This window comes from Dendronalium sp. ChiSLP03b (genome assembly GCF_034531165.2).
Taxonomy (GTDB): Bacteria; Cyanobacteriota; Cyanobacteriia; order Cyanobacteriales; family Nostocaceae; genus Dendronalium; species Dendronalium minutum.
The window spans coordinates 18,833-45,247 of sequence record NZ_JAVRBR020000045.1 but is presented as its reverse complement, the minus strand read 5'-3'; the positions used below and the strand labels follow the sequence as shown (position 1 = coordinate 45,247).

Sequence of the window (26,415 nt, the reverse complement as noted above, 5' to 3'; positions counted from 1 at the left end):
GATTTACTTGTGGATGCCATACTAGAACGATCGCACGCACTCAAACAAGATTTAGTTGATTTTGTCCTTGATGCTGAAGGAGAGCTAGCACAAGCACTAGAAACTTATGCTGCTGCACAGTTACGCCGTGGCAGTGGAGATAGTACACAACAAGACTTAATCGTTGACAGCTTTATTACAGAAGGAAAAGTCGGCGATAAGTCACCGCTAGAGATATTTATAGAAAACCATCCAGATTTATCCGAGAGCGATCGCAACCTGATCGGCAGATGGCATCATAGTTTTATTGGTTTATTTGCCATTACTCAAATCCTAAGCGATGGCTTTGAGTTAACGAACTGGTTGACAGATAAACATTACATTGTCAAGCCCAACAATCCCCAAACATTACAGGCACTATCTCGCCTGAAAGCGGCAGAAATCTTACTAACTCGCATTTCTCCTGTCACCGACAGCTACTGGACATTTTCCGGCCCCTACACACAGATGGGTAAGTTGGGTAAACCGAAACTTGCTGTAGCTATTGGTAATTTCAAAGATAACTATAAAAATAGTCTTTACAGCGATGCTCCAGATTTACTAGAGGCAGCTTGGGAATCTGTAGCAGAATATCATCAGCAGTTTGTTGACTTTTTTGCCACTGATGAAATCACGCTACCTGGATATCAACTGAATAAAAAAATAGCTGAATTCCAAGAATTAATTACTGAGAAACGCTTGGCAGCAGCAGGACTTGATACATCTAAATCTCTGAGCGAGATGGCAGTAGAAGCTGGTGTTGGTGAAGAGGAAATCAAAGCAGCAGCTGAAGAAGTTGGTGCTGACTCAAAAGTAGTTTCTCAAATTTTCAATGATAAAAGTGGCAAGAGCAAAATGGTGATGCCAAAAGTTGATTTACCTGCCGAACTCAAGAAAGCAGAACAGGTAACAGCTCTTTCTCATCCCCGTTGGGGTCAAATGTTTTTACCAACGTACAGTAAAATACAGGCTATTTTGTCAGCCGATGACTGGCAAAGTATTGAAGGCGCTGAAAAACTAATTCGCTTTTATCTCACAGATAAAACTATTAACACTTTTATCTGGCATCGGTTAGCCCAAAAGTACCCAACTCAATTAGAAAAAATATTGCAAGCTATTCTGCAACGTCCAGAATTTAGTTTGGAAAGTGACTTGAATCAACTTTTGCAAGAATACGACAAACCTATCGAGCCAGAGTTACCAGAAATCGCTAGTGTGCCTATACATCTGCACAACTTATTTCAAGAAGCTGTTACAGAAGTTAACAAATCTAAGCCCAAGGGTAAGGGGCAAAAAAAGGCAGCCAAGGGTTTTCAATAAAGTTAGCAGACAGGAATAAGGGACTGACAAATAAAAAATATACCATCATATCATGTCCGACTTAATACTTATGTCATTGCGAGCGTTCGCACAGCGTCTCCCTTAGGAGAAGCGCGGCAATCCCAAAGCCTTGCGATTGCTTCATTTCACTTCGTTGCATTCGCAATGACATATCGTAAGTTATTTGCCGAACTTGATATCACTCTTGAAGCTGGGGAGGCAGTGCGTTGTCGGGGTTCCCACGGCAGTTCCTACCTTGTGGGAAGCCGCACAGAGCGCGTCTAAAAGTCGGCAAAGCCGCCCACGTGGCTGCCTCCCCGTTGTAGCAACTGCCGTGGAGCTGGGGAAGCTGGGGAAGAAGAATCTGATAATAGTCTTGCTTGTAGAAAATTGGATAATTTATTTTTTGGAGTTCCTTTATACTAAGAGCGCATGTTTTTTCAGTTCGTCTAGGGAAACAACTTCCAAAGCTCTAGCATGGGTAGATGAGAGAATAACGGGTGGAGCAACACCAGCCTCTAAAGCTTCTTGCCAGCGAGAAGCACACAAACACCAGCGATCGCCTGGTTTCAGACCAGGAAAATTATAATCAGGAGCAGGTGTACTGAGGTCATTACCCCGTGACTTAGTAAACTCAAGAAATTCTGCTGTGACTTGGGCACATACAACGTGCGAGCCAAAATCTTGACCGCCTGTACGACAAAAGCCGTCGCGGTAATATCCAGTCATGGGAGAAGTACAGCAAACCTCTAGGTTTGTACCGATTACGTTTTTAGCCTCTGTCATTGTCAACTCCTTCTGGCTTGAGCAATAGCTGTTTTGGCATCCGCATCAATTTTACCGAATAACTTTTTAGTCCTGCTAGGAGGGAGAGCAGGGGGACGCGGGGACGCGGAGACGCGATTAATCGCGTCTCTACTCCTAACCCTCCATAAGCAGGGTCGTGTTTTAGAGATGAACTCTCCATTTACGGATTTCCTCCTCATAGCATTGAAGTATTTTTGGGAGTCTTTCCGATTTATCTTTGTGTAGAACTACTAAATTTTTCAGTAAATTCCGAGAAATTACTTGAAATGGGGAATAATTCCGACAACTCCATAGTGACGTTTTTATAAACCTCGGTGACAATTTGAGGAAAATAGGAGAACAATAATGTCTGAAAGTAAATCCAAGTTTTTCATTCCTGCTATCGGTGCTGCGGCAGTTGTAGCAGGCAGTGTGGTTGCTTACATGTATTTAAAAGGGCCTTCTGGAGATAGCTCAGGCGCTCTAGGTAGTGCTAAACTAGTACCTTCTACAGCACTCATGGCAACTTATATTACTACCGACTCAGAAGCCTGGGAGAAGTTGCAGCAGTTTGGCACTCCGGAAGCACAAAAATTACTAGCAAAAAGTCTAGAAGATTTTAATAAAAATACATTTAAAGGCAGCGACATCTCTTACGAAAAAGACATCAAGCCTTGGGTTGGTGGTGTAATGTTTGCAGTACTGCCACCAAATGCAGCCAAACCCGCGCAGTTGAGGGAGCCTTCTAATCCAGCGAATCCGCCCATAACATTACAGCAAGAACCAAAGATTTTAATGGTAGTGGGAATCAAGGACAAAATCAGCGCTTTGAATTTTGCTAAGAGACTAAAAGAACAGAAAAACGTCAAAAGCCAAGAATCTGACTATAAAGGTGAAAAAATTACAGAAACTATAGAAAATGGGAAACCAACATATAGCGCAGTTTTAAATAATAGCCATATAGTATTGGCTCCTGAAAAGCAAGCTGTAGAGAATGCTATTGACACCTATAAAGGACAGCCTTCCTTTGCAAGTAAAGAAGGTGCAAGCAGTATTCTTAGCAAAGGTGTAGATGTGAAAAACACCCTAGCTCAAATTTATGTACCAGACTACGCAGGTATGGTACAGCAATTAATAGCTGCAAGTCCCCAGGCAAAACAAGTACCTCAACAAACTCTAGCGCAGTTGAAACAGGTAAAATCGATGGCAGCGGCTGTTGGTGTTGATGATGCAGGAGTGCGGATGAAAGCGATCGCCAATTTAGATCCGCAACTCAGCAAATTCCAGTATCAAACGACTCCTGCCAACATAGTGGCTCAATTTCCCATTGAGACCTTTGCTCTAGTTAACGGTAAAGATATTAGTCGTAGCTGGTCAACGATAGTAGAACAGTCAAAAGAGTATCCAGAATTACAGCAAGCACTCCAACAGATGCGGGGACAATTACAAACAGTCAATATCGACCTAGATAAAGACATTTTCGGGTGGATGAATGGAGAATTTGCTTTTGGTGCCATTCCATCTAATCAAGGTGTATTAGCGAGTTTGGGTTTTGGAGGAGCCTTATTATTTGACACCAGCGATCGCAAAACAGCAGAAGCCACCTTTACCAAATTGGATACCCTTGCCAAAACACAAAGAATCAACATCACCCAAAGAAAAATCGGTGGCAAAGACGTAACTGAATGGCAAATACCCCAACAAGGAGCCTTATTAGCTCATGGTTGGCTAGACCAAGACACGGTATTTTTGGCGATTGGTGGCCCTGTTGCTGAGTCCATTACAGCTGGTAAAAATCAATCTCTTGAAAATAGCGAAACCTTCAAAGCCGTTACTGGTTCTTTGCAAAAACCCAACGGTGGCTACTTCTATCTAGATATGGACAAAACTGTATCCCTAGTAAATCGTTTTGCGGCACAAGGCCAATCCATCCCGCCTGAAACTAGGGCTATCCTGAGTTCGATTCGTGGTGTTAGTGCTACTGCCACCAGCCCCGATAAATCCATCAGTCAATTAGAGATGTTGTTAGCTCTTAAACCAAATACTGCAAAGTAGAGGGACTGGGTAAGTTATCAGCAATCAGTGGTCAGTTGTTAAAGCTTTTGGGTTAGGGAAAAGGAGGATATTTTCTTTTCCCTTTCCCTCGGCGGAGCTTCCCCTGTTTCCCCTGCTCCTTCATAAAACTCGATCGCTGCGAGATTCTAAAGTATTTGTCAGCCTGTCTAACGCACCAGTCAGTCTTTCTTGAGCTGTGAGATTAGCATCTGGTGGGGGGTCAGCGGTGACTTCTTCTTGCCTTTTGAATTTTTGTAAAGCTTGAATAGCCACAAATAAAATTAGGGCAACGATCGCAAAATCAACTATTGAGCCAAGAAACTTACCAATAGCAATTCCCGGGCCAATCGTGATTGTCCTCCAGTCTTTACCACTTAAAGCAACTATAGGGTTGATTAATGGCATAACCACATCTTCAACAAAAGAGGTGATAATCTTGCCAAAGGCGGCACCAATGATTACGGCAATCGCCAAGTCAACTACATTACCTTTGAATGCAAATTCCTGAAAATCTCTAAAAAAGCCACCGACTCTTCTTCTTGCTCTAGCCATACTTGACTCTTAAAAAGCTTATTGTAGTTTTATTAGCTGCTAATTTTACATTAAATAACCGTCCTCCATGTGAAGAATGCGATGGGTTATATCGAGAATCCGATTGTCATGGGTGACGAGTAAGATAGTACAGCCTTGTTCTTTGGCAAGGCTTTGCATTAATTCCACTACATCCCGTCCTGATTTCTTGTCTAATGATGCTGTGGGTTCGTCAGCGAGAATAATTTTGGGATTTGCTACCAAGGCACGGGCGATCGCAACTCTTTGCTTTTGACCGCCAGATAAATTTTCTGGGTAATAGTTAACGCGATTTCCTAATCCTACTGCTTCAAGCATTCGTACTGCTTTTGCTCGTCTTGCTGTCCAAGACAAATGCTCGTGCAGTTCCAAAGACATCTCAACATTTTGTCGTGCTGTCAAGCTATCCAAGAGGTTGTATGACTGGAAAATGTAGCCAATCTGCCGCCGTGTTTTGATTAATTGGTTTTGCCTAGCGCCACAAAGTTCTTGACCAATTACCTTTAAGCTACCGTGCTGGCAAGAACGCAACGCACCAATCAGCGACAGCAAGGTGGTTTTTCCTGACCCAGATGGGCCAGTCATAATTACTATTTCACCTGGGTAAATATCTAATTTGATATTAAATAGAACTTGTTTGCGTAAGCTTCCTTTACCAAAAAAATGATTAATATTGCGAATAGAAATGACAGGTTCACCAGTAGTTAGTTGATTTGAATTAAAATTATTTAAAATTTGCATATTGATACCATTTATGTAAAATTTTATTCTCTTGATATTAATTGCGAATTACGAATTATTAAAATATGTCTGCTGGGTCTGCCGAGTTTAATTTTCGCATAGCAATCGCCCCAGAAATTACACACATGATAATCGTCAATATCAAAACTTGAATTACACGCTCAACAGTTAGAAATAGTGGTAATTTTGTTGTAGTTCGAGTCAATGTATACATGCCAAAAGAAATCAAACAGCCAGGAATATAACCAAGTACGGCTAATATCAATGCCTCTTGAAATACCACAAATAGAAAGTAGATATTGCGAAACCCCATAGCCTTGAGTGTGGCATATTCAGCTAAATGATCGATAACATCGCTGTAAATAATTTGGTAAACAATAATCACACCAACCAGAAATCCGATGGTTACACCTAACGAGAAGATAAAACCAATTGCACCACTCTCTTGCCAATATTTCTTCTCAAAATCAATAAATTCTTGACGGGTGAGGACTTTTATATCATCCGGCAGGTAAGATTGCAACGCTTTAACTACTACATTGGCATCGCTACCAGCTTTTAGCTGAATTAGACCAAGGTTGACTTTACCTGCTTGCTGTGTCGAAAAAATTCGCAAGAAGTTCTGGTCACTGGTAATTACGCTGGCATTAGCTACAAAAGATGCGCCTACCTCATACAAACCTGCAATTGTAATTTTACGTGCTTGCAGTTCTGTGGTGACAGATTTACCTTGAGCTATTTGAGCGATCGCTTCTTGGTATTTTCCATTGGCATTGCGGTCAAACAAAAAAGTGTCTGGATATTTAATAACATCCAAATTTTGATTGACCTCTGGCAAGTTGAACGCAGGTTTTTCTGGCTTAAAGCCTATAACTAGAATTGATTCATCAAGTTTAGTTTGCAAGCTTTTCCAAACTCCTAAACGGATATATAAAGGATTTACTGATTCCACCTCTGAAAAATTCGCAGCTTGGAACAAACGACGACGAGGAAAAGAACTCAGTAGTCCCAAGTTCTGTGCTTGGCGGCTAATAACTACCAAATCTGTTTGTAGGAGTTCATGAAAACGGGTATTACTGTCATACAAAGCAGACTGAAAACCCAGCTGCATCAACATTAGAAAAGCAGCGAATGTAATTCCACAAAGAGCAACAATAAAACGTCCCCTTTGTTTCATTAGTTGTAGCCAAGCTAATGGAATTTTGCGTTTAAACATAGGAATTGGGGACTGGGGATAAACAAGAGAATAACAACTGACTAATGACTAATTACAAATCAATTTCAACGTTGACTTGAAGATTTGTGAGGCTAGCTACTTGTCTACTAGCAGCTTTGTCTAAACGGATTTTGGCTTCAATTACTCTGGCATCTGTTGCGGCTGTTGGATCGGTGTCTAAGACATCTTTCTTCGCTACTGTTAAACCAATGCGATCGACTGTTCCGCTTAACTGGCCAGGAAAGGCATTGCTGAGACTGGTAATGCTGGCAGTTTGACCAGGACGAATTTTGGCAATATCACTTTCGTAGATTTCTGCTACAACGTACATGCGATCGGTTTGACCGAGTTCCACAATTCCCTCGTTACCTACTGTTTCTCCGGGATGAGCTTGAATCCGCAGAATTGTACCTGCTTGCGGTGCCCGAATATATGCCAAATCGAGTTCGGCTTGAATCTTTCCCACTGTAGCCACAGCACTATCTACCTCTGCCTGTGCTGTTGCCACATCTGTGGGACGCACTTCGGCTGTTTTATCCCAAGTGGCTTTGGCTTCTTGGATTTTGGCAGTGAGTGTACGTTTCGTTCGCTCTAAGTCTGCTTTGGCACTATTCAATTGCTCTTGGGCAGTTCTCAGAGCGAGTCTGCGACTATCGAGTGCTGAAGCTGCGATCGCTCCTTGTTTGTAAAGAGCTTGATTGCGACTAAATTCGATGTCTGCGTTCTGTAATTCTGCTTCTAAGCGAGCGATAGTAGCTTTTTGGCTTTGGATTTCGCCTTCTAACTCTGCTTGTAAATTCCTCACGTTCGCTTGTATCGCTGCTAGTTCGGCTGGTTTTGCCCCTGCTTTTACCTGAGCTAAACGGAATCGGGCGACTTGGACTTGCTTTTGTGCTTCGAGCAAATTGGCTTGCAAGCGATCGCGATTATCTAAAATAGCGATGATTTGTTGCGATCGTACCAAGTCGCCTTCATCAACTAACAATTTAGCTACACGACTACCACTACCAATGCTGGGATTAGTAGGAGCAGAAATTTGAATCACTTCACCTGCTGGCTCTAATCTTCCCAATGCATTAACCTTAGAAGCAACTGGCCGCTTAACTTGTGCAACGGCTACTGAACGTTTAGTGGTAGCTGATATCCGGGCTAAATAAAATACTCCCGCCCCTATTCCCAGCATACAGACAATACCCAAAGTCACTAACCAACGCAAATTGGGTGGGAATAGAGAGGGTTTACTAATTTCCTCAGAATCTTGCAACATCGTTCTTTAAAATTTCCTCACGATGAATATCTAATGGGTTTGGATATAAGTCTTATTCACATTTTTTTGTGCAACCTGTTCATACTTAAAAAAGCCAGGATTGAGTATGCCATGAGGATCGTATTTCCTCTTGATTTCATTGACTTTAGGCCAGTAATCGCCAAATTGGAGTCGCCATTGTGGCAAATCAAATTCTACCCAAGTAGCCATATATCTTTTGCCACCCATTTGGAAACCAAGGTCAGTAAGTGAATTTAACTGCTCTATAACAGGCTTTACCTGTGATTTGGGAATAGTAGGATACATTCCCAACCCAATAATTAAATCTTCATCAGGTAAAGGGAACATGGGCATTTTAGTATTACCAGACACTAGACAAAATGAACCTACAGGTACAGTCCGAAAGTCCATGAAAGAAGGTAGACGTTGAAGAGCAACCTCAATGTATTCTTTAGCCACAGACATTGGTAGCAGAACATCTATCCAAGAGTTAGCAGTCTCCACAGGATGAGGAATTTGTGCTATTGGTTGGATGAATTTTTCAAAAGTTAGGTCTTCAGTATAGATATGACGATAAAAATTTAATTCCGAGAGTAATTTCTCTTCGTTTATATCATTAACATCATCCACTTCTATAGTGATTTGCATTCTGTAAAACCACTGGATTAGAGGTTTTATTCCCTTTTCACTTGCCCGAGAAAATCCGAGTAAGCAGGGAGAGAATAAAGATACTAAACCGTCAATACGACCTTCTGAAATTAGGAAAGCTTCATCATTCAAGAGATGATCTAAGTCATCATAGCAAAGGAAATAACTGCGAGTGAAGGGGCGGTATTTTCTGAGTCGATTTTGTACTTTAGTAATGATACCAAACTGCCCATAACCGCAAAGAACGTGATAGAAAAGTTCGCTGTTTTCTTCTGGCGTACACCAGACAATATCTCCGGTTCCGGTAACAACTTCTAAACCCAAACAATTATCAGCTTGAGATCCGTAACGAAAAGAACTCAAACCTAAACCACCTGCTGAGAGAGTGCCTCCTAAAGTTACTTCAAAGTTATTTGTCAGCACAGGAGGAATTACACCATATGGTATCGAAGTATCAACTACTTGCTTCCAAGTAACACCAGCATCAGCTTTGTACCAAAGTTCATCCGAGTGGAACTCATCAATTTGATTCAGGTTCCTCATATCTAAGAGGATTCCACCTTGGTTCAAAGATTGACCACTTAATGAATGTCCCGCAGCTCGTGATGAAATGGTTAATTCTTGCTCAGCAGCATACTTAATAGCTTTAGCAACATCAGTGGAATTTTGAGGACGAACAACAATTTGAGGCTGTTTTTGAATAATACCGCCAAAATCCTGAGAAACTGCCACTAAATCAGCTTCTTTATTGCTAACCTTACCTTCAATAAGATGATTTAAATCGGAGATAATACTATTCATGTAACTTTAAAAAAATGGTAAAAAAGCTATATCAATCCTAAATTCTTTAAAAAATCCTTTTTATTTCTTATCTTTGTTCCTCTTACCTTCGCATTCTTTGCGTTCTATTCTGCGGGAAGCCACTAATGCGTCTATGCGGTTCGTTTAAAAATATCAATTCATTTAGAAATGGTATCTTGGAAATTAATTTCTAAACCGCATTCTGAGCATCTTAATACCAATTTTAATCAAGCTAGGAACCAGTCCAAATAGCTCTATCATGCGATTTATTAATTTGGAATAAAAACTTTGCATGTGTGTACTTGATGCTATTACCTTCTTTGTAGGTCTTTCATACTTAAATACACAAACACAGCTTCCTTCTGCTTGTTTACTAAGAATCGCAGCTTTCATACCAGGGAAAGCTCTTCTAGTTGCTTCCTGTTCCATTTCACAGAAGACACGACACGGATTATCGAAACCATATTCTTTAGCGATCGCCAAAACTGGGCAGACTCTTTGAATTTCTAGTGCTGCATCTATTTCATTCTGAGAAACATCGACTATTTCCATAACAAAGCCCATCAATCCCAGTAACGGAGCGGCTTTCTTAAAGCCTTGAGCTAGGGTATTGTTCTCAATAAAAGTACCCATTAACGCCTTTTGTTGCTCGGGATATTTTTCCATCATTTTTTCAAAAGCGGCTTCATCTCCCAGTTCTTCTACGAGATTTCTATATCTTTTAAATCTATTTCTGAACAGCTTCATGGCTTTCGATTCATCAATATTGATGATATCTTCCATGCGTAAGTTACCTGTAACCAGTTCAGTTTCAGTTTTCATTTCTTTCTTGTCCAACATTTATCACGACTAGTAAATTATCAAAATAATTCGTAATTCGTATTCTCCAAAAATCAAACAAATAACTTAAACTAAAAACTCACACCATCAATTAGGAATTACCCTCTGGGTGACGCTCACAAGCTCGCTAACGCTGCACTAACGGAAGTTGGGACTCGACGGTAACCGGAGCCACTCCGGTCTTGGGGTCTCCCCAAGTGGAGGATGTGGCATCCAAGACTCCGACTTCCTCATGAATTACGAATTACAAATTACCTACTGGCATACACACAAAGCCAAATTATTCCGAGAAGCATATACCTGCAAGCATTGAGACAGATTAATACAATATCTATTTCGAGTTCATTCGTTATAGATTTGTTGTACTGCCTCGTCAATTTTGCTTTTTGTTGCCTCACATCCACCGATTTTGTTTTTCTCATCTCACCCACCAATGACTATCTGATGTTCTCTACTGAGTCGTCTTGATTAATGTGGCTTCAATTCCAAATAACGATCGGTATCAAAAAAGTTATAGCCACTCTCGAGGATTTTTTAGCACTTCTTTCAGCATTGCTTCCTGACTACCAGGGGCGGGTTGGTCGTCATATTCCCAACTGGCAGCGGGAGGCATACAGTTAAACACACTTTGCTGCTTGACCATACCGCTTGCTAGACCAAAACGAATACCGCGATCGCAAGATAAAATAAACTCCACATAGCGCCCACGCACAAGACGTTGCCAGTACTTATTCTTCTCTGTAAAAGACATATCCTTACGTCTTTCTACAATCGGCATATAGGCCGGTATAAAAGCTTCAGCACAATTTGTAATAAATGAAAGAAGTTTTTGTGAATTACCTTTGTTGAGATGGTCGAAGAAAATTCCACCTATACCTCGGCGTTCACCACGATGTGGGATGTGGAAGTATTCATCACAAGACTTTTTAAAGCGGGGGTAGTAGGAAGAATCGTACTTGTCGCAAACCTCTTTATGTACTCGATGAAAATGAACAGCATCTTCCTCGAAAAGATAGGCCGGTGTGAGGTCTGCTCCGCCGCCAAGCCACCAATAAACTGGTTTTGTACCGTTATCGATCTGGAAATAGCGGTAGTTAACATGAGCAGTAGGTGCCATCGGGTTATGAGGATGAATCACAAAGCTAGAACCTGTAGCAAAAAAGCGATCGCCTTTATTGGTCGTTATTCGATCTGCTGCTTCTGACGAGAGAGCACCTGATTGCTGAAAAGACATTCCAGGTGGTAATTCACCCTCTATCGCTACATAGTTAACTCCCACCTTCTCAAAGACATTGCCATTGTGCAGAGACCGATCGATATAGATAGTGTCCTCACTACTTTCGCCAGGTGTCCAGATGCCTTTGCGATCGCGAGTCCAAGACTGTTCGATGAACCTTTTACCATCTAAAGTTTCCAGAGCTTGACAAGTGTTCTCAAACATCTGTCTGAAAGACTTATCGATTACCCCGCGCATTGTTGGTTGTTGTGTCACCGATTTTTCTAGGACATGGGTCATGATTATCTCCTCACTCACTATTGACGAAGTCTTGTCCTTTTGCAGTTAAGTCTTTGTTGGTATGCAATAGGCTGCTAGTGTGTTAGTCACTTTCTGGGGAAAAAGCCATATTACGTCCAAAATTGCTAGATGATGCTGTTAAGTGCTTTTGAAGAAACTGGCGAAAAGTAATATCTAAAGCGTCAGCAGCAACGTGAAGCTCTTCTGATATTTTGGGCATTAGTTGAGAATCTAAAGTTGCAACTACTACTGTGTCTTCTTGAGCAAGTTTGTGGTCAAGCTTCCTGAAAAAACCATCCAACCAAGGTATGGGTAAAATATTACGATATAAAACGCGTTTTACTAAAGTATTTTTGTCATCAATAGGAAGGTGAGCAACTAAAATACCAAACTTGATATCAAAGCTATTACCTCTACCAATGCTAATTTCTGCCAGGGTAACATTGGGCAGGTACAAGGTCAATCTTGTTTTCAATTCTGGGCGACCACCGAGTAAAAAATTTAAAAAACTTTTCGACTTACCTAAAGATTCATAATTAACTTTGGCAACTGCACCCCAATCGTATTTATCGACTTTATACTTAATAGTTTTATTGATAGGAATTCTTTGTCCAAATGATTTTCTATGGACTGCGATAACATGGGTAAAGTCAAGATTAGCCTCCATGAGACGAGCATAGTTAGCATTATCTATACCCTCATCGTATACAGGACGCATATTCTCAACCATGTATTTCGGAAAAGTTGGTAAAGAAGGACGTTTTTCTTCTGGCAAGTCTCCATAAAATAGCCAAATAAAACCATATTTTTCTTTCACGGTGTAGCTATCTACACTAGCTTTTTTAGGAATAGGCGTTCCAGTTTCATTAGAAGGTATTTCAATGCATTGACCATCAGCTTGAAATTTCCATCCATGATAGGGACAACGGATACAGTCGTCTGCAACCCAGCCCAGAGATAAAGCAGCACCGCGATGAGGACATTGATCTTTGAGAGCTACGATTTGTCCTTGAGAGTTGCGGTAGAGGACAAATCTCTGATTTAACATCACAATTTGCTTGGGTTGATCGGTAACTGCTGAGCTAAATTCACAAGCATACCAGAAGTTTTTCAAAGTCTTTTCCTCCTGTTTTTGTTAGAGATATTGTCTTGATACTTTAAAAGCAAATTGCACTCAAAACTTTTATCGAATCTAAATAGATAGTGCGCGGAGGAAAATAATTTTGCAGTCTTATTTACAGCTTTATTGCCTTTGATGTGAGCTTTTTTTAGTATGGCTCAGCAAAGCCAAAATACTTATGCGGCAAGTCTATGTTTCAAAAGTAATTTTGTCAGATTTATAGAGAAGGCTTGTATTTAGATTTACTTGATTTGAGTTGACAGAAATACAAAAAAATCTCTAAATTCGATGCTGTGTAAGATATCAATCTAATTCATTAACGAAGTGTAATTAGGTCTATTTTAGAGTTATATGATGTACTTTTATTCGGTTGTAAACCCCAACCCATAGCTAAATATTTCTGGCGAAGTTTACGATAGGCAAGGGTCAAAGCATCAGCAGGAACATGGACTTCGGTTGATAGAGTCTCAGGTATTAATTTGGGATATTGGGATTCAGTTACCACCCTATCTTCCAAGCCAACTCTATGGTGAAACTTCACGAATATCTTATCTGCCCAAGAATGGGTAAAAAAATTACGAAACTGAATTCGCTTACTAATGGTCGTGTTTTCATCAACAGGAATGTGGACAGCGTAATTGATCATTTTGCCACGACCAAAGTCACTTTCAATCTTAGTTATATTGGGGAGAAAGAAGCTAGTTCTTGCATTTAATTGTGTGCGTGCTGGACGAAAGAAGGATTTAAATATACCATCTTTGGGCTTAGTGTAATTTTTGTATGTAATTTTGGCACTTATACCCCAATCTTCATCTTGAACCACATAGTCTTCTACTCTTGGATCTTGTGCAAATCCCGCCCCGAAGGAATTAGCATGAACTGCATACAAGTGAGCTGGGTCAAGAGCGTTTTCTATGACTCGAGTATAGTGAGCTTTCATTTCATATTCTAAGTAAATAGGATGCATAGTCGAGTCTTCATATTCTGGCAATGGAGGAATTAGTGGGTACTGTTCTTCTAGTAAGTCCCCATAAAACAGCCAGACAAAACCATATTTTTCTTGCACTGGATAGCTGTTGACGCTAGCTTTTTTAGGGATGGGTATTCTAGGTGCATTGGAAGGAATTTCTATACATTGACCATCAGCTTGAAATTTCCATCCATGATATGGACAACGGATACAGCCGTTTTCTAGCCAGCCCATAGATAATGCAGCACCACGATGGGAACACTGGTCTTTCAGCGCTACGACTTGCCCTTGCGAATTGCGATAGAGAACGAATCTCTGATTTAACATCACAATTTGCTTGGGCTTGTTGGTAACAGCTGGGCTAAATTCACAAGCATACCAGAAGTTTTTTAGCACACCTAAGCTCCTACTATCTTAAATAAACAGGTTATTTGAAAGCAACTTTTTAACGGAAATACTAATCTCTAACTCAGTTTCTATGTTTTTGATATGAGGTGCGTTCGGTAATGAATATAGGTTAGTGAGTGTTTCAGCAGTCAGCATAAGGGCTAAGGCCGAATAATGCTCAAACATATCCTGAATAATGCGTACAGGCTATTTGCCAATGATGTGGTTTACAAATATCGTCTGTGGTTTGTTGGAAAAAAATCATCTAGTTTCACGTTGGACTACAAGCAGTGATTCCACGAGAGTTAAGTTAAACTCAGCCCATTTTGGCTTTGTTCGCTTATTTCGATATTTATTTACCCCTTGTGACACTTTCTAGCGTCTGTTGCTTTTGTTGTGTGCCTGTCTTTGGGTATAGATGATAGCATACCAATGCACCAGTGCATTAGTCAACCAATGTATAATTTTGCTCTATGAACCATTGCACTAATAAACTAGTGAATAAGTTCATAAATCGGAGTATAGTGTGGCACAAGGAGAATCTTCAATTAGGGTTTACCTATCGCCTGAAATAAAAGACAGGTTTAAAACAGTTTGCTTTTTTAAGGGACTCAATATGTCTGACGTTACAGCTGAACTCATTGAAAATTGGTTAGCCAAAAATGATATAGAACTGCCAACTTCACAGAAAAATTCTTCCACTGCCAAAAGCAAACTCTCCCCAAAGCAAAAAGAGTGAAGGGTTAGCATGACTAGGGAACAATTAGGCCTCCGAGAAACCGACCAACACTACAGTGATTTTTTGACTGACAGTAACAGGGCAGTAGGAGGAACAAACTAGAAGTCTTGCTAATATTTTTTGATTTTAAAGACAACTATGTTTATAGTCCAATCAGAAGTAACAATCAAAATTAATGAACTATCCCAAGACAATATGATGTAAAGTTGCTGGGAAAACTTGACTAACCCAGTAACTACTCCCAATGAGTAGCTTCGCCAGCAAAACCATATCCAACACAAAAAGTCTTTTTGTGGGGATAAACAACTAAGCCAAATGCAGTTGTAGAAACGTGTTACTTCACGTCTCTACAACCAAATCTACTCTGAGAGTTTTACAGTTGTTTAGCGTATTGTGAAAAGTTCAGGTGATAATAGAGACTTTACCAGTGTCGATATCGTAACAAGCGCCAACAATTTTTAGTTTGCCTGCGTGCAGCAATTGGGCCAAAATCATTGAGTTCTGTTGCAATTTTTCTGCCTGATATTGAATGTTGGCGATAACTGCATCATCATTGCGATCGCCAGCCCCAATTGTTAAATTTACTTTTGCTAAAGCTGGTTTGATGCTCTCGACAACATAGCCAATTCTGCCAGGAAGAGGAGCGTTTTTGATGGCCTCTGCCACTGCACCGCATCTTCTATGACCCAGAACTACAATCAACTGCGTACCCAGTACAGCTGTAGCATATTCTAAACTACCTATAGCCATGTCACTAGCTACATTACCAGCTACTCGGACGACAAATAAATCCCCAAGACCTCGATCAAAGACAATTTCCGCAGGTACTCGAGAATCTGCACAACCGAGTATAGCGGCAAAAGGATACTGTGCTTTGGCAACTAATTGTAGATGTCGTAGTGATTGGTGAGGATATTTAGGTCTTTGATGTAGGAATCTTTGATTGCCATCCAGCAGATATTTTAAAGCTTGATTAGAGTTTACTGGATTAGGGTTAGCTGGATTAACATCAGCGATCGCAGTGTCTTGTTTACCCCAAATCAGGCTACCACCGAAAGCAGTAGCTGCAATGGCACAGCCTCCTGTACCTGCTAACTTGAAAAAATCACGTCGCCCGATAAATCCATTAATTCGAGTCATTAATCTACCTGACAACAGTTTGTTGGCCGGAAGATATCAGACTCAACAAGGATGCAAGAGTAAGCTCTTACACGGTTTAAGAGTCATTTAATTTTTGTCAGAAGTCAGAAGGTAGAAGTTATTCTCTTTATCTCCGCGTCCCCCTCATCTCCCTCAATGACCCTTACCTGCTCCCAGATACAATTCACCGACTTTAGGATCGTTCAACAATTCTTGACCAGGGCCGGAGATGGCATTGCGTCCAGATTCAAGTACATAACCGCGATCGGCCATTTCTAAAGCTTTACGAGCATTTTGTTCGACTAGGACAATTGCTGTACCGCTTTGGTTAATTTGTTTAATCTGCTCAAATACTTGCGTTACTAGAATTGGCGATAAAGCAGCAGAAGGTTCGTCCAATAGCAGCAAGCTAGGTTCCAACATTAAAGCTTTGCCCATAGCCAGCATTTGGCGTTCCCCTCCGGAGAGAGTACCAGCACGTTGATGACGGCGATCGCTTAATCTGGGAAACATGGTAAATATTTTATCTTTGAGGGGCTTCAGCGGAACGTTACGAACAAAAGCTCCCATTTCTAAGTTTTCTTCAACACTAAGAGAAGGGAAGACATTTGCAATTTGCGGTACGTAGCACATTCCTCTTTGGACAATTTGATTTGACTTTAGCCCAGCAATATTCTCACCTTTAAAAGTAATTGTGCCTGTATGGGGTGTCAATAGCCCAAAAATGGTTTTTGCCAAAGTTGATTTACCAGCGCCATTGGGGCCAATTACTGTAACTAATTCACCTGGTTCAACAAGGAAATTCACACCTTGTAGGATATCTACATCTTTAATGTATCCGGCGTGGACATTTTGAACTTCTAGTAGTGGAGCCGAATTGTTTAGTGAACCTGACATAAAATCCTTAGACAGAGTTGGGTGTCCGGATCTGCTCGCAGAACAGTATCAGACGCGACAAAAACTTTTTTACCAATAAATACATTACCAAATAGTTCAACCAAAGGACTGATAAAGCTGGAATTCACAACGACCTTTTGTAAATTCTGTAAGCGAACTAATGAACTTTTTTCTGTCACAACTGTAAGAGGATGTTTGAAAAGTCCCTGGTGATGTATCAAATAGTTTTAGATCCCCCTAAATCCCCCTTGAAAAGGGGGACTTTTAAGAAGCTTTCCCCCTTTTTAAGGGGGGTCTAGGGGGGATCAACAAGTGCCTAAAATCACAGCTAACGACTTTTCAAACACCCTCTAAGCTTTGCTGTAATGTTTCATCACAGCAAAGCTTAGAATCCAAGCTGATAAGAAGCATCCCAATACTGGAAATTTGAGGTTTTCTAGACTTAACAGACATTACTCACTCCTGACTAACTCAAGCTTGGCAGACAAGTTTAGAGCTATTGCTCGCTTGTTTAGAATTTATTGTTTCACTTAGCTTGCAGTAGTGCTTATATCTAGAATTTCAGTAAAAATAATAGACTATGAACCAATTGCTGAAGTGCATAAGGGATTTTGGCAAGAAGGAGTACTTCATGCCTGAAAATCACCAAATTGCTTTGGATAGGAGTATTTTGGCATCACACCTTACTTCTACTGAAAAAATAGATTACCCTCTAGATTAAGATACTTATGTATACTTTCTCATGGCAGAGATCGCTCAATTAGAAATTATTGAGCTTTTACCCTCTTGGTACACCGCACTGTAAAGTAGATTCCCATTAAAGATAAAGCCGCTAAGCTAGTAGGTTCTGGAATCCGAATTGGTTCGTCTGAAACGGTAATTTGAGCTGTTGCTACCTCACCATTGTCACCTACCTCTCCGATATAAAGGTATAGTGAACTTCTTGTAGAAACGGGACTTGTGAGGTTAAATCCGACTTGACCGCCATCACCTAGGCTAGCGTACCCAAAAGCATTAGTATTCGTTACGGAATTGCCATCAAAGTTTTGTAATGTAGCAACCGAGTTATCAATACTATCACCAGTAGTACCAAATAAATTACCAGATAAAGCTGGATTAGCAGTAGGACGCTTGGTTCCTGGAGTAAAAACGGTTCCGGTTGGACTAAAATCAAACAAATTTAACCCTGTGATGCTGTTGATGCCTGAAGCACTACTAATCGAGGTTCTGCTAAGCTTGATTGCGTCTAAATCAAAGCCGCTAAATTTGCCAGGTTCGCCACCAGTACCGATGTTACTATCACCAATTAGGATAGAACTGATATTATCAAAGCCAATATTGGAAAGCTGGGCACGGTAAACAGCAGTTCCTTGTGGATTACCACCAGTCACGCCTGATAGCTTTGTAAAGGATAGATCGAATGTTGCAGCTGTGGCACTTTGAATGGACATCAGGCTCACTGCTACAGTAGCCAGACTAAACATTAAGAACTTTGAATTAGTTACAATACCTAGTCTTTTCATGAGTTCGAGATATCATTTGCGTAGTGTGCGTGAATTTCACATACCTTTTGACGCTAGCTCAGGTGCTACTTGAGGTAAGTAACTAGATAGGTTACTCAATTTTTACAAAAAACCAGTTAAAATTTTATAAATTTTTTATATAACTTATAACAATACAGTAAATTTTTGGTGACTGGGGACTGGGTAAGAGAGGGAAAAGTTAAAGGGCAAAGGGATAGTTCTTTTCTTTTCCCCTTTCCCTTTTCCCAATCTCTGATACTCTGTACCAGAATCGCGTTCCTCTTGCCACCAATCAATCTATGATATGGTGTGGAACTCCGACCTCTAGAATTCCTGCTTCACTACGCTATCGTCGCAATAAGTTGAACAGAGATTTGTACCTGAAAGTATGATTACGGAGTTTTTTGCAAATCTGGTCGTTCTTCTGGGACGATCGCATCTGCTACAGGGCAAACTTGAATACAGATGCCACAATCAATGCAGGTAGCAAAATCAATCCAGTACCAATCTGTTCCCTTAACATTTTTTCCCGGACCTTCATGGATGCAAGCTACTGGACAGGCATCTACGCAGTCAGCGACACCTTCACAAACATCAGTAACAATCGTGTGCGGCATTTTCTCGATTCCCTCTCTTCTGAGTCAGCTTTTTCTAGCCTAACAGGGGATGGAGAGCAGGGGGAGCAGGGGGAGATAAAAATCCTAACTCCTGCCTTCTGCCTTCTGCCTCCTGCCTTCTAACGCAATGTCTCAATTATTGGTAAGCCGTCAGTTTTGATCCAAGCGATTTGGGCAATGCCGCGATCGCGTCCATATTGCCGGATGGCTTGGGCATCTCTGCCACCTAAATCTATTTCCACTCGCACTAGATGAGTGGAATCGCGCAGTTTTTGCGCGTAGGCAAAGGCGGCAGCATCAGCAGTTGGTGTCTCTGGTACTACCAACCAGTTACTAGCAGGGATTGCCTGTGGCAATTGCTGAGTAGATAAGAGAACTTGGTATAAATCTTCGATGTTGAGTACAAAACCAATTCCAGGAATATCTTCTCCTTGGGGATGATATAGTCCCAGAAGTTTGTCATAACGACCACCGCGTCCCAAAACCTTCGCTTGCGATCCTGTATCGCTGACTACTTCAAATACTATGCCGGTATAGTAGTCGATGGTTTGAATCAAACTGAGGTCTAAGATTACAGGGAATCTCCCTCCTGATTCTAATAAATCTACCAGAGATTTTAGGTTATTTACTGCTTCTTGTTGGTCTACGTCTAAACCAAGGCAGTTGACTTTTTGCAAGACATCCGCACTCGTGCCGCGTAAATCCAGCATGATTCTGGCGCGATCGCGCAGTTCGTCGCTCAGAGGCAGAGTATCTATTGTAATGCGGTCGAGATGGGCGATCGCACTCCGGACTTGAGCTTGAAGATGAGCAGGAAAGGCATCAAGGAGCGATCGCGTAATTCCCGCTTCCCCCAAAATTAAATGCCAACCCTGCAAACCCAATGCTGATAAACAATTGCTCGCTAACAGCAGTACCTCTGCATTCGCCAGCAATCCGCCTACACCCAACAACTCAACCCCAGCTTGATAAAACTCTTGCTGACGATTGTGCCTGTTTTCCCAAGTGCGGCGGAATACGTTGGCATTGTAGTATAGTCGCTGCGGATAACGGCGATCTGCCATGCGCGTGACAACCGCACGAGCGATCGAGGCTGTCAATTCTGGCCGCAGTCCTAACTCTTCATCTTGTCCATTTTGCAGTTGAATTACCATTTGGCGATGAATTGCTTCTCCCGCCATCAGGGTATCCATACGTTCCAGCGTCGAGGTGATAATCCTGTGATATCCCCAACGGTGAAACACCTGCTGTAACCTGTCTTCAATCCAGCGTTTTTGAGCCACATCTAAAGGTAATAAATCCCTGGCTCCCGCTGCTGGTTGATACACCATTATTTTTTCTTCCCACCAAACAAACCACCAAATAAACCTCCACCTCCTGATTTATCTGGTTGTTTAGTTCCAGTATTCGGAGGTGAAGTCACTTTAGAGCCACTGGATTGTTGCCCTAAAGCCTTCTCTATTTTAGGTTTCCATGTCGTCGCTACTTGGTCATTGGGGTCTAATTTCAAAGCATTGTCAAAATGAATCTTGGCCATCTTCAGCTGATTCTGCTTTAAATAAACCAATCCAATCAAACTATGACAGCGACTACTCTTAGGTTCTAGCTTCAGAGCATCCTGTAACTCGACCTTGGCTTGGGCAAATTGATTTTTGTCGATCAAACTTTGAGCGCGGCGAATATATTGCTCAGCGACGGAATCTTCTTTTACTGGTGGAGGTGGAGGTGGAGGGGCCGCTGGTGTGTTTGTTTGTGAAGTACCTGAGTTACTTGTGGGTTTAGCAGATGGCGGCGGTACTGCGAAGGCTTTACCAGCACTTCGCATTAAGTAAACTAAATTCAACTCGCTGACTTGGGAAATGACTTGAATGGATTGCTGCAACGATTCATATTGAGTTTCCGCAATTTTAGCGATCGTAGTTTTATAAAGATGATCGATATTTGGGGCAGCAGCTAGCTGTCTAGCTAAATCGGTATTCAGTTCCACCGAAGCAGATTCTTGTACTAAGCGCTTGCCCATTTGAGACAAAACTACAATGTATTCGGTGCGAGAGCGTTCTCCAGTCAGTTTTTCGTAAGCTGGGTTAACCAACTTTGATAATAATTCGCTGGCTAGCTGCTTTTCTGTGGCAGTGGTCATAGCACTGCTATCAGGGTGCAAGCGGCGGGCGATTTGAAGATAGCGTTTACGTATATCTTTCACATCTGCATCAACCGAAACACACAAAATTGCGTGATGGTCTATGAAATCATATTTAAACAATCCACGATCTATTTTTAATGACATATAGCAGTTTTGCACCAAATGAGCCGTTAGATTTGTTCTAGTTTAGTTTGCCCAATTGGCAATCCGGCAGTAGCAAATTTTCGGTAGTCAGGAAAAGCAATTTACGTGTAGTGAGTTCCGTAGATGAGGACGCAGGGATACGGAGACTGGAAGACGCGGAGATTAATGTTTCGCCAGATTTTAGAGAAATGGTATTAGATCGCACATTGTGCAAGGACAAGAAGAAGGAATAAATGCCTTGTTTGTAAAGTTATAATAACTTTCTTTACATTCAATAATGTTCTTAAATTCCTTTAATGTCATTAATTTAACCTAAATATTTGGGGATTCAGTACGTTAATTGCTAGCTAGCTTATGGCTGTTGAGTCAAGCGATCGCTTATAAAAATCTTTGGAAATGAGACAACTACGCTAATCAAGCTGGTAAGTATAGGGTGCGATCGCCTCAAATGTAACTGCTACTAGATGCAGACATTAGCATTAAACACTTTTAGGAGTAACCAAATAATTACATTAATGGCAAACACTAAAAGCTCAAAATTACTGAGTAGTCAAGCAACTTTAGAGGGCAATGAGACAGTGCTGGCTAAACCTTACCAAGTTATACCTGGGTATGATAGTCCTTATCCCCTTGGACTGACAAACATCAATGGTACTCTCTATTTCTTTGCTTCTTTTAGTTTAGGTGACAACTCCGACTACATAGGTGTTCGCTTGTGGAAGAGCGATGGCACAAAGGCTGGTACCATCCCAGTCAAGGATGTCTACAGTATTTCCGCAGTCCGGAATGAGGGCGTTGAACCCGATGCGTGGACTAATGTCAACGGCATCTTTTATTTTCTGAAATTTACTACATTGTGGAGAAGTGATGGTACTCCAGAGGGTACTGTTGCAGAAGTCGTTTTTCCTAGCACCGTTGGTATGTATTATGCTCGATTCCTGGCAAACATCAACGGCACTCTCTATTTCTCTGCTCCTAACCCCGATTCTGAGGAATACAATTATGATTTGTGGAAGAGCGATGGCACCCAAGAGGGGACTTTCCGACTCAAAGAATTATACCCTGACAACAGTTTCGTTAATATTGACTCATTAATAAACATCAACGATACACTCTATTTTACTGTTAGTAAGACATCTGACGACGAAGAAGGCAACTCTTTCAGGCAAACTTCATTATGGAAAACCGATGGCACTACTGCTGGTACCGTCCCCTTGAAAGAATTCAGTAGTGACATTTATTTCTACGAGCTGATAACGGTTAACAATATTCTCTATTTCATTGCTGGCCCTACTGGAGACTCTCAGTCCCCTGAGTTGTGGAAAAGTGATGGCACTGAAGCTGGCACTGTCAAAGTCAAAGACATCAATGCAGGCAGTCTGATAAACTTCAACGACACTCTCTACTTCGTTGGTGACGACGGTATCAACGGTTATGAGTTGTGGACAAGCGATGGTACAGCAGAAGGCACCGTCCTAGTTAAAGATATTAACCCAGGGTCATCTGGTAGCAGTATCGGTAGCACTATCTTTTCCATTACTGAGTTCAAAGACGCTCTTTACTTTGTTGCTGATAACGGCACCTCCGGTAAAGAGTTGTGGAAAAGCGATGGCACAGCAGAAGGCACCGTTCTAGTTAAAGATATCAACCCAGGGTCATCAGATAGCAGTATCTTTTTCTTCACTGAGATCAATGGTACTCTCTATTTCTATGCCGATGACGGCACCTCCGGTAGAGAGTTGTGGAAAAGCGATGGCACCGCAGAAGGCACCGTCCTAGTTAAAGACATCAACCCGGGGTCTGGTAGTTCTACCATTGTCAAAGATGACGTTGAGCAATCCTTCCAGCTGATAAGTGTTAATAACACTCTCTATTTCTTAGCTGATGACGGCACCCACGGCGGGGAGTTGTGGCAAAGCGATGGCACAGCAGAGGGCACTTTCTTGGTAGAAGATATCAACCCTGGGGCTGGTAGTTCTGATATCTTCGAGTTAACCAACGTTAATGGCACCCTCTATTTCAATGCCAACGGTAGATTGTGGGCATTGAACACTAACCCCCCCGTAGCTAGCCCCATAGTTAGTATTACTGCCCTTGATGCAAACGCTGCTGAAACTGGCAACGATCCAGCCGTCTTCCGTATCAGCCGCACTGGCGATACTAATAATGCGTTAACTGTCAAATATAATGTTGATGGTACTGCTACTAACGGCCAAGACTACAATCAACTCAACGGTTCTATTACCATTGCCGCAGGTCAATCTTTTGTAGACCTCAGCATCACACCGCTAGCTGACACCTTCCCAGAAGATAGTGAAGCTGTTACCATCACTCTATTCGATAAATACTACCAGTACTATATTGTAGATTCATCTAGTAATGCTGCTAGTGCCACCATCGCTGATGATAGCAGTACCGTGGTACTGACTGAACCCTACCTAGTGAAGGATATCTTGCCAGGGCCTGGTGGTTCCGATATCTCTTATCTGACAAAAGTCAACGAAACACTCTTTTTCACAAGATTCGATGGCACTTACTATGAACTGTGGAAAAGTAATGGTACTAGTGCTGGCACTGTCTTTGTCAAAGACATCTCTCAGGATTATCTCGTAGAACTGACAAACATTAACGGCATCTTTTATTTCGTTGACTATGAAAATGCAACGCTATGGAAAAGTGATGGTACAGAAACTGGCACTAGTGTGGTCAAAAATTACACTCCTAGTAATGGTTATGCAGTCGTCTCTGGCTTGACAAACCTCAACGGAAGTGTCTATTTCAATGTTTCTACTTTTAATAACTCTGACCCCGACAGTTCTAAATCCGAATTGTGGAAAACCGATGCCACTGCTGCTGGTACAGTCTTGGTCAAAGATATCGGTGCTGGCAACCTAACAAATTTTAACGGCACACTCTATTTCACTCTTTTCAATAATGGTTGCGAGTTGTGGAAGAGTGATGGCACTGAAGCGGGTACTGTATTCGTCAAAAAAATCACCTCTAGTTCTGATACTCCTAACAATATTAGAAGTAGTTTAATCAAAGTAAACGATACTCTTTACTTCGATGTTTACGATCGCTCTGGAAAAAATAATGGCTTATGGAAGAGCGATGGCACAGCAGCGGGTACTGTATTCGTCAAAAATATAAACCCTGATATTAATAATGTTGACTATTTTAACAATGCAACCAATGTCAATGGCACTCTCTTTTTCACTGCCTACAATGATACCTACGGTAATGAGTTGTGGAAGAGTGATGGTACAACTGTTGGCACTGTTATAGTTAAAGACATCAATCCGGGATCTAGTTTTGGCAATTTTTCCAACTTGTCCAACGTTGACGGCATTCTCTATTTCACGATTGACGACAGGTTGTGGAAGAGTGATGGTACAGAAGATGGCACTGTTTTGGTCAAAGATATTAATCCTGAGTCTGATGATTTGGGCGATGAAGTTATCTACAATTTGATCAATGCTGATGGCACTCTTTATTTCTCTGCTGACGACGGCATCAACGGTAGAGAGTTATGGCAAAGTGATGGTACAACAGTTGGCACTGTCCTGGTCAAAGACCTTAATCCTGGGGCCGCTGATTCTAATCCCTACAACCTGATTTACTTCAATGACACTCTCTATTTCACTGCTGACAACGGTATCTACGGTAGTGAGTTATGGGCAGTTAAAAATGACAATGTTATCAACGGTGGTGGCAGTCGTGACCCGTTGACTGGTACTGCTGGTGACGATCGCATCATCGGCGGTACTGGTAGCAAAACAATTACAGGCGGTGCTGGTGATGATGAATTTGTCTACACTAGCATTCGTGAAGTCGGTCAGCGCATCACTGATTTTACAGTTGGCAGCGACAAAATTGTGCTAACTCAATTGCTGGATAGTCTTGTTTCTGGTGGCTATAATGGCAGTGATGCAATAGCCGATGGTTATGTGAAACTGGTACAAGGCAAAACTGCAAACAGTACTATTTTACAAATTGACCGCGATGGTGCGATCGGGTCTGCCATCTTCAGACCTTTCATTGAGTTAGACAACGTGACCCCACAGGCGATGAATAACCTCAGTAACTTCGTATTCTAGAGATTCCCTGATTTCCAAGCTGACAATGGTGGAACTTGTAGTAGTTCGCGACTGAGGCTGTCATGAATATAACCATTAGTAGCTAGAATTCTACCTGAGTTGATTTTGAAGGAAGCACCATCGTAGGCAGTGACTTTACCACCTGCTTCTTGTAACAAAATTATCCCAGCGACGATATCCCAAGGAGATAGTCCCCGTTCCCAATAACCATCGACACGCCCACAAGCAACATATGCCAAATCAAGCGATGCTGAACCGCTTCGCCTGACTCCTTGAGTGAGATGGGTGAGGTGAGCAAATTCCGCATAGTTGTTGTCAGAAGTTTCGCGGCGATCGTAAGCAAATCCTGTTACCAGCAGACTTTTACCTAGTTCTGAGGTTTGGGAAACATTGATCGGACGGCGATCGCGTGTTGCTCCCAAGCCAGCCGCAGCCTGGAATAGTTCATCATGAAACGGGTCATAAATGACACCGACTTGCGGAACGCCGTTAATTAATAGCCCAATGGAAACCGCAAAAGCTGGGTATTGGTGGGCATAGTTAGTTGTGCCATCTAAGGGATCGATCGCCCAGAGGTATTGATTATCTTGATTGCCTAGTTTGCCTGATTCTTCAGCCAGTATGGAATGCTGGGGAAAATGACGACGCAAAACTTTTAAAATTACCTCTTCTGAGGCTTTATCCGCAGCAGTGACTAAATCTCCAGGTCGTCCCTTTTCAGTAACGGCATCTTCTAATTTACCCAAGTAACCTTTTAACACTGCACCCGCAGCTAGCGCTGCTTCCGTGGCAATATCCAGAAAATTTTGTAGTTGAGTCATTTAGTAGAGACGCGATTAATCGCGTCTGTACAGTGGTCA

General features: G+C 41.7%; 22 protein-coding genes. 4 read left to right on the top strand and 18 right to left on the bottom strand.

Annotated features, from left to right (window positions below):
- Positions 1 to 9: 9 nt before the first annotated feature.
- Positions 10 to 1,338: a hypothetical protein gene (locus RMY31_RS11360; protein WP_322659687.1), complete on the top strand. Its 1,329-nt coding sequence runs from the start codon at positions 10 to 12 to the stop codon at positions 1,336 to 1,338.
- Between the two features lie 417 nt (positions 1,339 to 1,755).
- Here the strand turns inward: RMY31_RS11360 and RMY31_RS11355 are convergent, their stop codons facing one another.
- Both RMY31_RS11355 and RMY31_RS11350 read right to left on the bottom strand, forming a co-directional pair.
- Positions 1,756 to 2,124: a DUF2237 domain-containing protein gene (locus tag RMY31_RS11355; protein WP_322659689.1), complete on the bottom strand. Its 369-nt coding sequence runs from the start codon at positions 2,122 to 2,124 to the stop codon at positions 1,756 to 1,758.
- A complete protein-coding gene (locus RMY31_RS11350; RefSeq protein WP_322659691.1) occupies positions 2,111 to 2,305 on the bottom strand; it encodes a hypothetical protein in 195 nt (64 codons plus the stop codon). The genes RMY31_RS11355 and RMY31_RS11350 overlap by 14 nt, the downstream gene beginning before the upstream one ends.
- Before the next feature lie 185 nt (positions 2,306 to 2,490).
- On the opposite strand from RMY31_RS11350, the gene RMY31_RS11345 reads away from it, so the two are divergent.
- Positions 2,491 to 4,179, top strand: coding sequence for a DUF3352 domain-containing protein (locus RMY31_RS11345; RefSeq protein WP_322659693.1), 1,689 nt, complete (start codon positions 2,491 to 2,493; stop codon positions 4,177 to 4,179).
- 120 nt (positions 4,180 to 4,299) lie between these two features.
- On the opposite strand, the gene mscL is transcribed toward RMY31_RS11345, so the two are convergent.
- The 9 genes from mscL to RMY31_RS11300 form a co-directional block, all read right to left on the bottom strand.
- On the bottom strand, positions 4,300 to 4,731 hold the full coding sequence (mscL, locus tag RMY31_RS11340) for a large conductance mechanosensitive channel protein MscL (RefSeq protein ID WP_322659695.1): 432 nt from the start codon (positions 4,729 to 4,731) through the stop codon (positions 4,300 to 4,302).
- Between the two features lie 45 nt (positions 4,732 to 4,776).
- Positions 4,777 to 5,490, bottom strand: coding sequence for a DevA family ABC transporter ATP-binding protein (locus tag RMY31_RS11335; protein ID WP_322659697.1), 714 nt, complete (start codon positions 5,488 to 5,490; stop codon positions 4,777 to 4,779).
- Between the two features lie 58 nt (positions 5,491 to 5,548).
- On the bottom strand, positions 5,549 to 6,706 hold the full coding sequence (devC, locus tag RMY31_RS11330) for an ABC transporter permease DevC (RefSeq protein WP_322659699.1): 1,158 nt from the start codon (positions 6,704 to 6,706) through the stop codon (positions 5,549 to 5,551).
- 52 nt (positions 6,707 to 6,758) lie between these two features.
- A complete protein-coding gene (locus RMY31_RS11325) occupies positions 6,759 to 7,973 on the bottom strand; it encodes an ABC exporter membrane fusion protein (protein WP_322659701.1) in 1,215 nt (404 codons plus the stop codon).
- A 30-nt stretch (positions 7,974 to 8,003) separates the two neighbouring features.
- Positions 8,004 to 9,422, bottom strand: coding sequence for an FAD-binding oxidoreductase (locus RMY31_RS11320; RefSeq protein WP_322659703.1), 1,419 nt, complete (start codon positions 9,420 to 9,422; stop codon positions 8,004 to 8,006).
- A 183-nt stretch (positions 9,423 to 9,605) separates the two neighbouring features.
- The gene (locus RMY31_RS11315) at positions 9,606 to 10,244 is read right to left on the bottom strand and encodes a hypothetical protein (RefSeq protein WP_322659705.1); all 639 of its coding nucleotides are present in this window, start codon (positions 10,242 to 10,244) and stop codon (positions 9,606 to 9,608) included.
- Positions 10,245 to 10,773: 529 nt separating this feature from the next.
- Positions 10,774 to 11,778 (bottom strand): oxygen-dependent coproporphyrinogen oxidase, encoded by a 1,005-nt coding sequence (hemF, locus tag RMY31_RS11310; protein WP_322659707.1) that lies wholly within the window; start codon positions 11,776 to 11,778, stop codon positions 10,774 to 10,776.
- 82 nt (positions 11,779 to 11,860) lie between these two features.
- A complete protein-coding gene (locus tag RMY31_RS11305; protein ID WP_322659709.1) occupies positions 11,861 to 12,892 on the bottom strand; it encodes an aromatic ring-hydroxylating dioxygenase subunit alpha in 1,032 nt (343 codons plus the stop codon).
- 322 nt (positions 12,893 to 13,214) lie between these two features.
- Positions 13,215 to 14,264 carry an aromatic ring-hydroxylating dioxygenase subunit alpha gene (locus RMY31_RS11300; RefSeq protein ID WP_322659711.1) on the bottom strand — a complete coding sequence of 350 codons (1,050 nt, stop codon included), beginning with the start codon at positions 14,262 to 14,264 and terminating at the stop codon, positions 13,215 to 13,217.
- 517 nt (positions 14,265 to 14,781) lie between these two features.
- On the opposite strand from RMY31_RS11300, the gene RMY31_RS11295 reads away from it, so the two are divergent.
- Positions 14,782 to 14,994 carry a plasmid partition protein ParG gene (locus RMY31_RS11295; protein ID WP_322659713.1) on the top strand — a complete coding sequence of 71 codons (213 nt, stop codon included), beginning with the start codon at positions 14,782 to 14,784 and terminating at the stop codon, positions 14,992 to 14,994.
- 402 nt (positions 14,995 to 15,396) lie between these two features.
- On the opposite strand, the gene RMY31_RS11290 is transcribed toward RMY31_RS11295, so the two are convergent.
- The 6 genes from RMY31_RS11290 to RMY31_RS11265 form a co-directional block, all read right to left on the bottom strand.
- A complete protein-coding gene (locus tag RMY31_RS11290; RefSeq protein ID WP_322659716.1) occupies positions 15,397 to 16,134 on the bottom strand; it encodes a carbonic anhydrase in 738 nt (245 codons plus the stop codon).
- A gap of 153 nt (positions 16,135 to 16,287) precedes the next feature.
- Positions 16,288 to 17,031, bottom strand: coding sequence for an ABC transporter ATP-binding protein (locus tag RMY31_RS11285; RefSeq protein WP_322659718.1), 744 nt, complete (start codon positions 17,029 to 17,031; stop codon positions 16,288 to 16,290).
- A gap of 767 nt (positions 17,032 to 17,798) precedes the next feature.
- A complete protein-coding gene (locus RMY31_RS11280) occupies positions 17,799 to 18,482 on the bottom strand; it encodes a PEP-CTERM sorting domain-containing protein (RefSeq protein WP_322659720.1) in 684 nt (227 codons plus the stop codon).
- Between the two features lie 464 nt (positions 18,483 to 18,946).
- Positions 18,947 to 19,171, bottom strand: coding sequence for an indolepyruvate ferredoxin oxidoreductase subunit alpha (locus tag RMY31_RS11275; RefSeq protein ID WP_066380485.1), 225 nt, complete (start codon positions 19,169 to 19,171; stop codon positions 18,947 to 18,949).
- A gap of 119 nt (positions 19,172 to 19,290) precedes the next feature.
- Positions 19,291 to 20,502, bottom strand: coding sequence for an ATP phosphoribosyltransferase regulatory subunit (locus RMY31_RS11270; RefSeq protein WP_322659723.1), 1,212 nt, complete (start codon positions 20,500 to 20,502; stop codon positions 19,291 to 19,293).
- A complete protein-coding gene (locus RMY31_RS11265; protein ID WP_322659725.1) occupies positions 20,502 to 21,458 on the bottom strand; it encodes a J domain-containing protein in 957 nt (318 codons plus the stop codon). Before RMY31_RS11265 ends, RMY31_RS11270 begins: the two co-directional genes overlap by 1 nt.
- A gap of 515 nt (positions 21,459 to 21,973) precedes the next feature.
- Between RMY31_RS11265 and RMY31_RS11260 the strand changes: the two genes are divergently transcribed.
- On the top strand, positions 21,974 to 25,555 hold the full coding sequence (locus RMY31_RS11260; RefSeq protein WP_322659727.1) for an ELWxxDGT repeat protein: 3,582 nt from the start codon (positions 21,974 to 21,976) through the stop codon (positions 25,553 to 25,555).
- On the opposite strand, the gene RMY31_RS11255 is transcribed toward RMY31_RS11260, so the two are convergent.
- A complete protein-coding gene (locus tag RMY31_RS11255) occupies positions 25,552 to 26,376 on the bottom strand; it encodes an inositol monophosphatase family protein (protein ID WP_322659729.1) in 825 nt (274 codons plus the stop codon). The two genes, RMY31_RS11260 and RMY31_RS11255, sit on opposite strands and share 4 nt — an antisense overlap.
- Positions 26,377 to 26,415 lie beyond the last annotated feature (39 nt).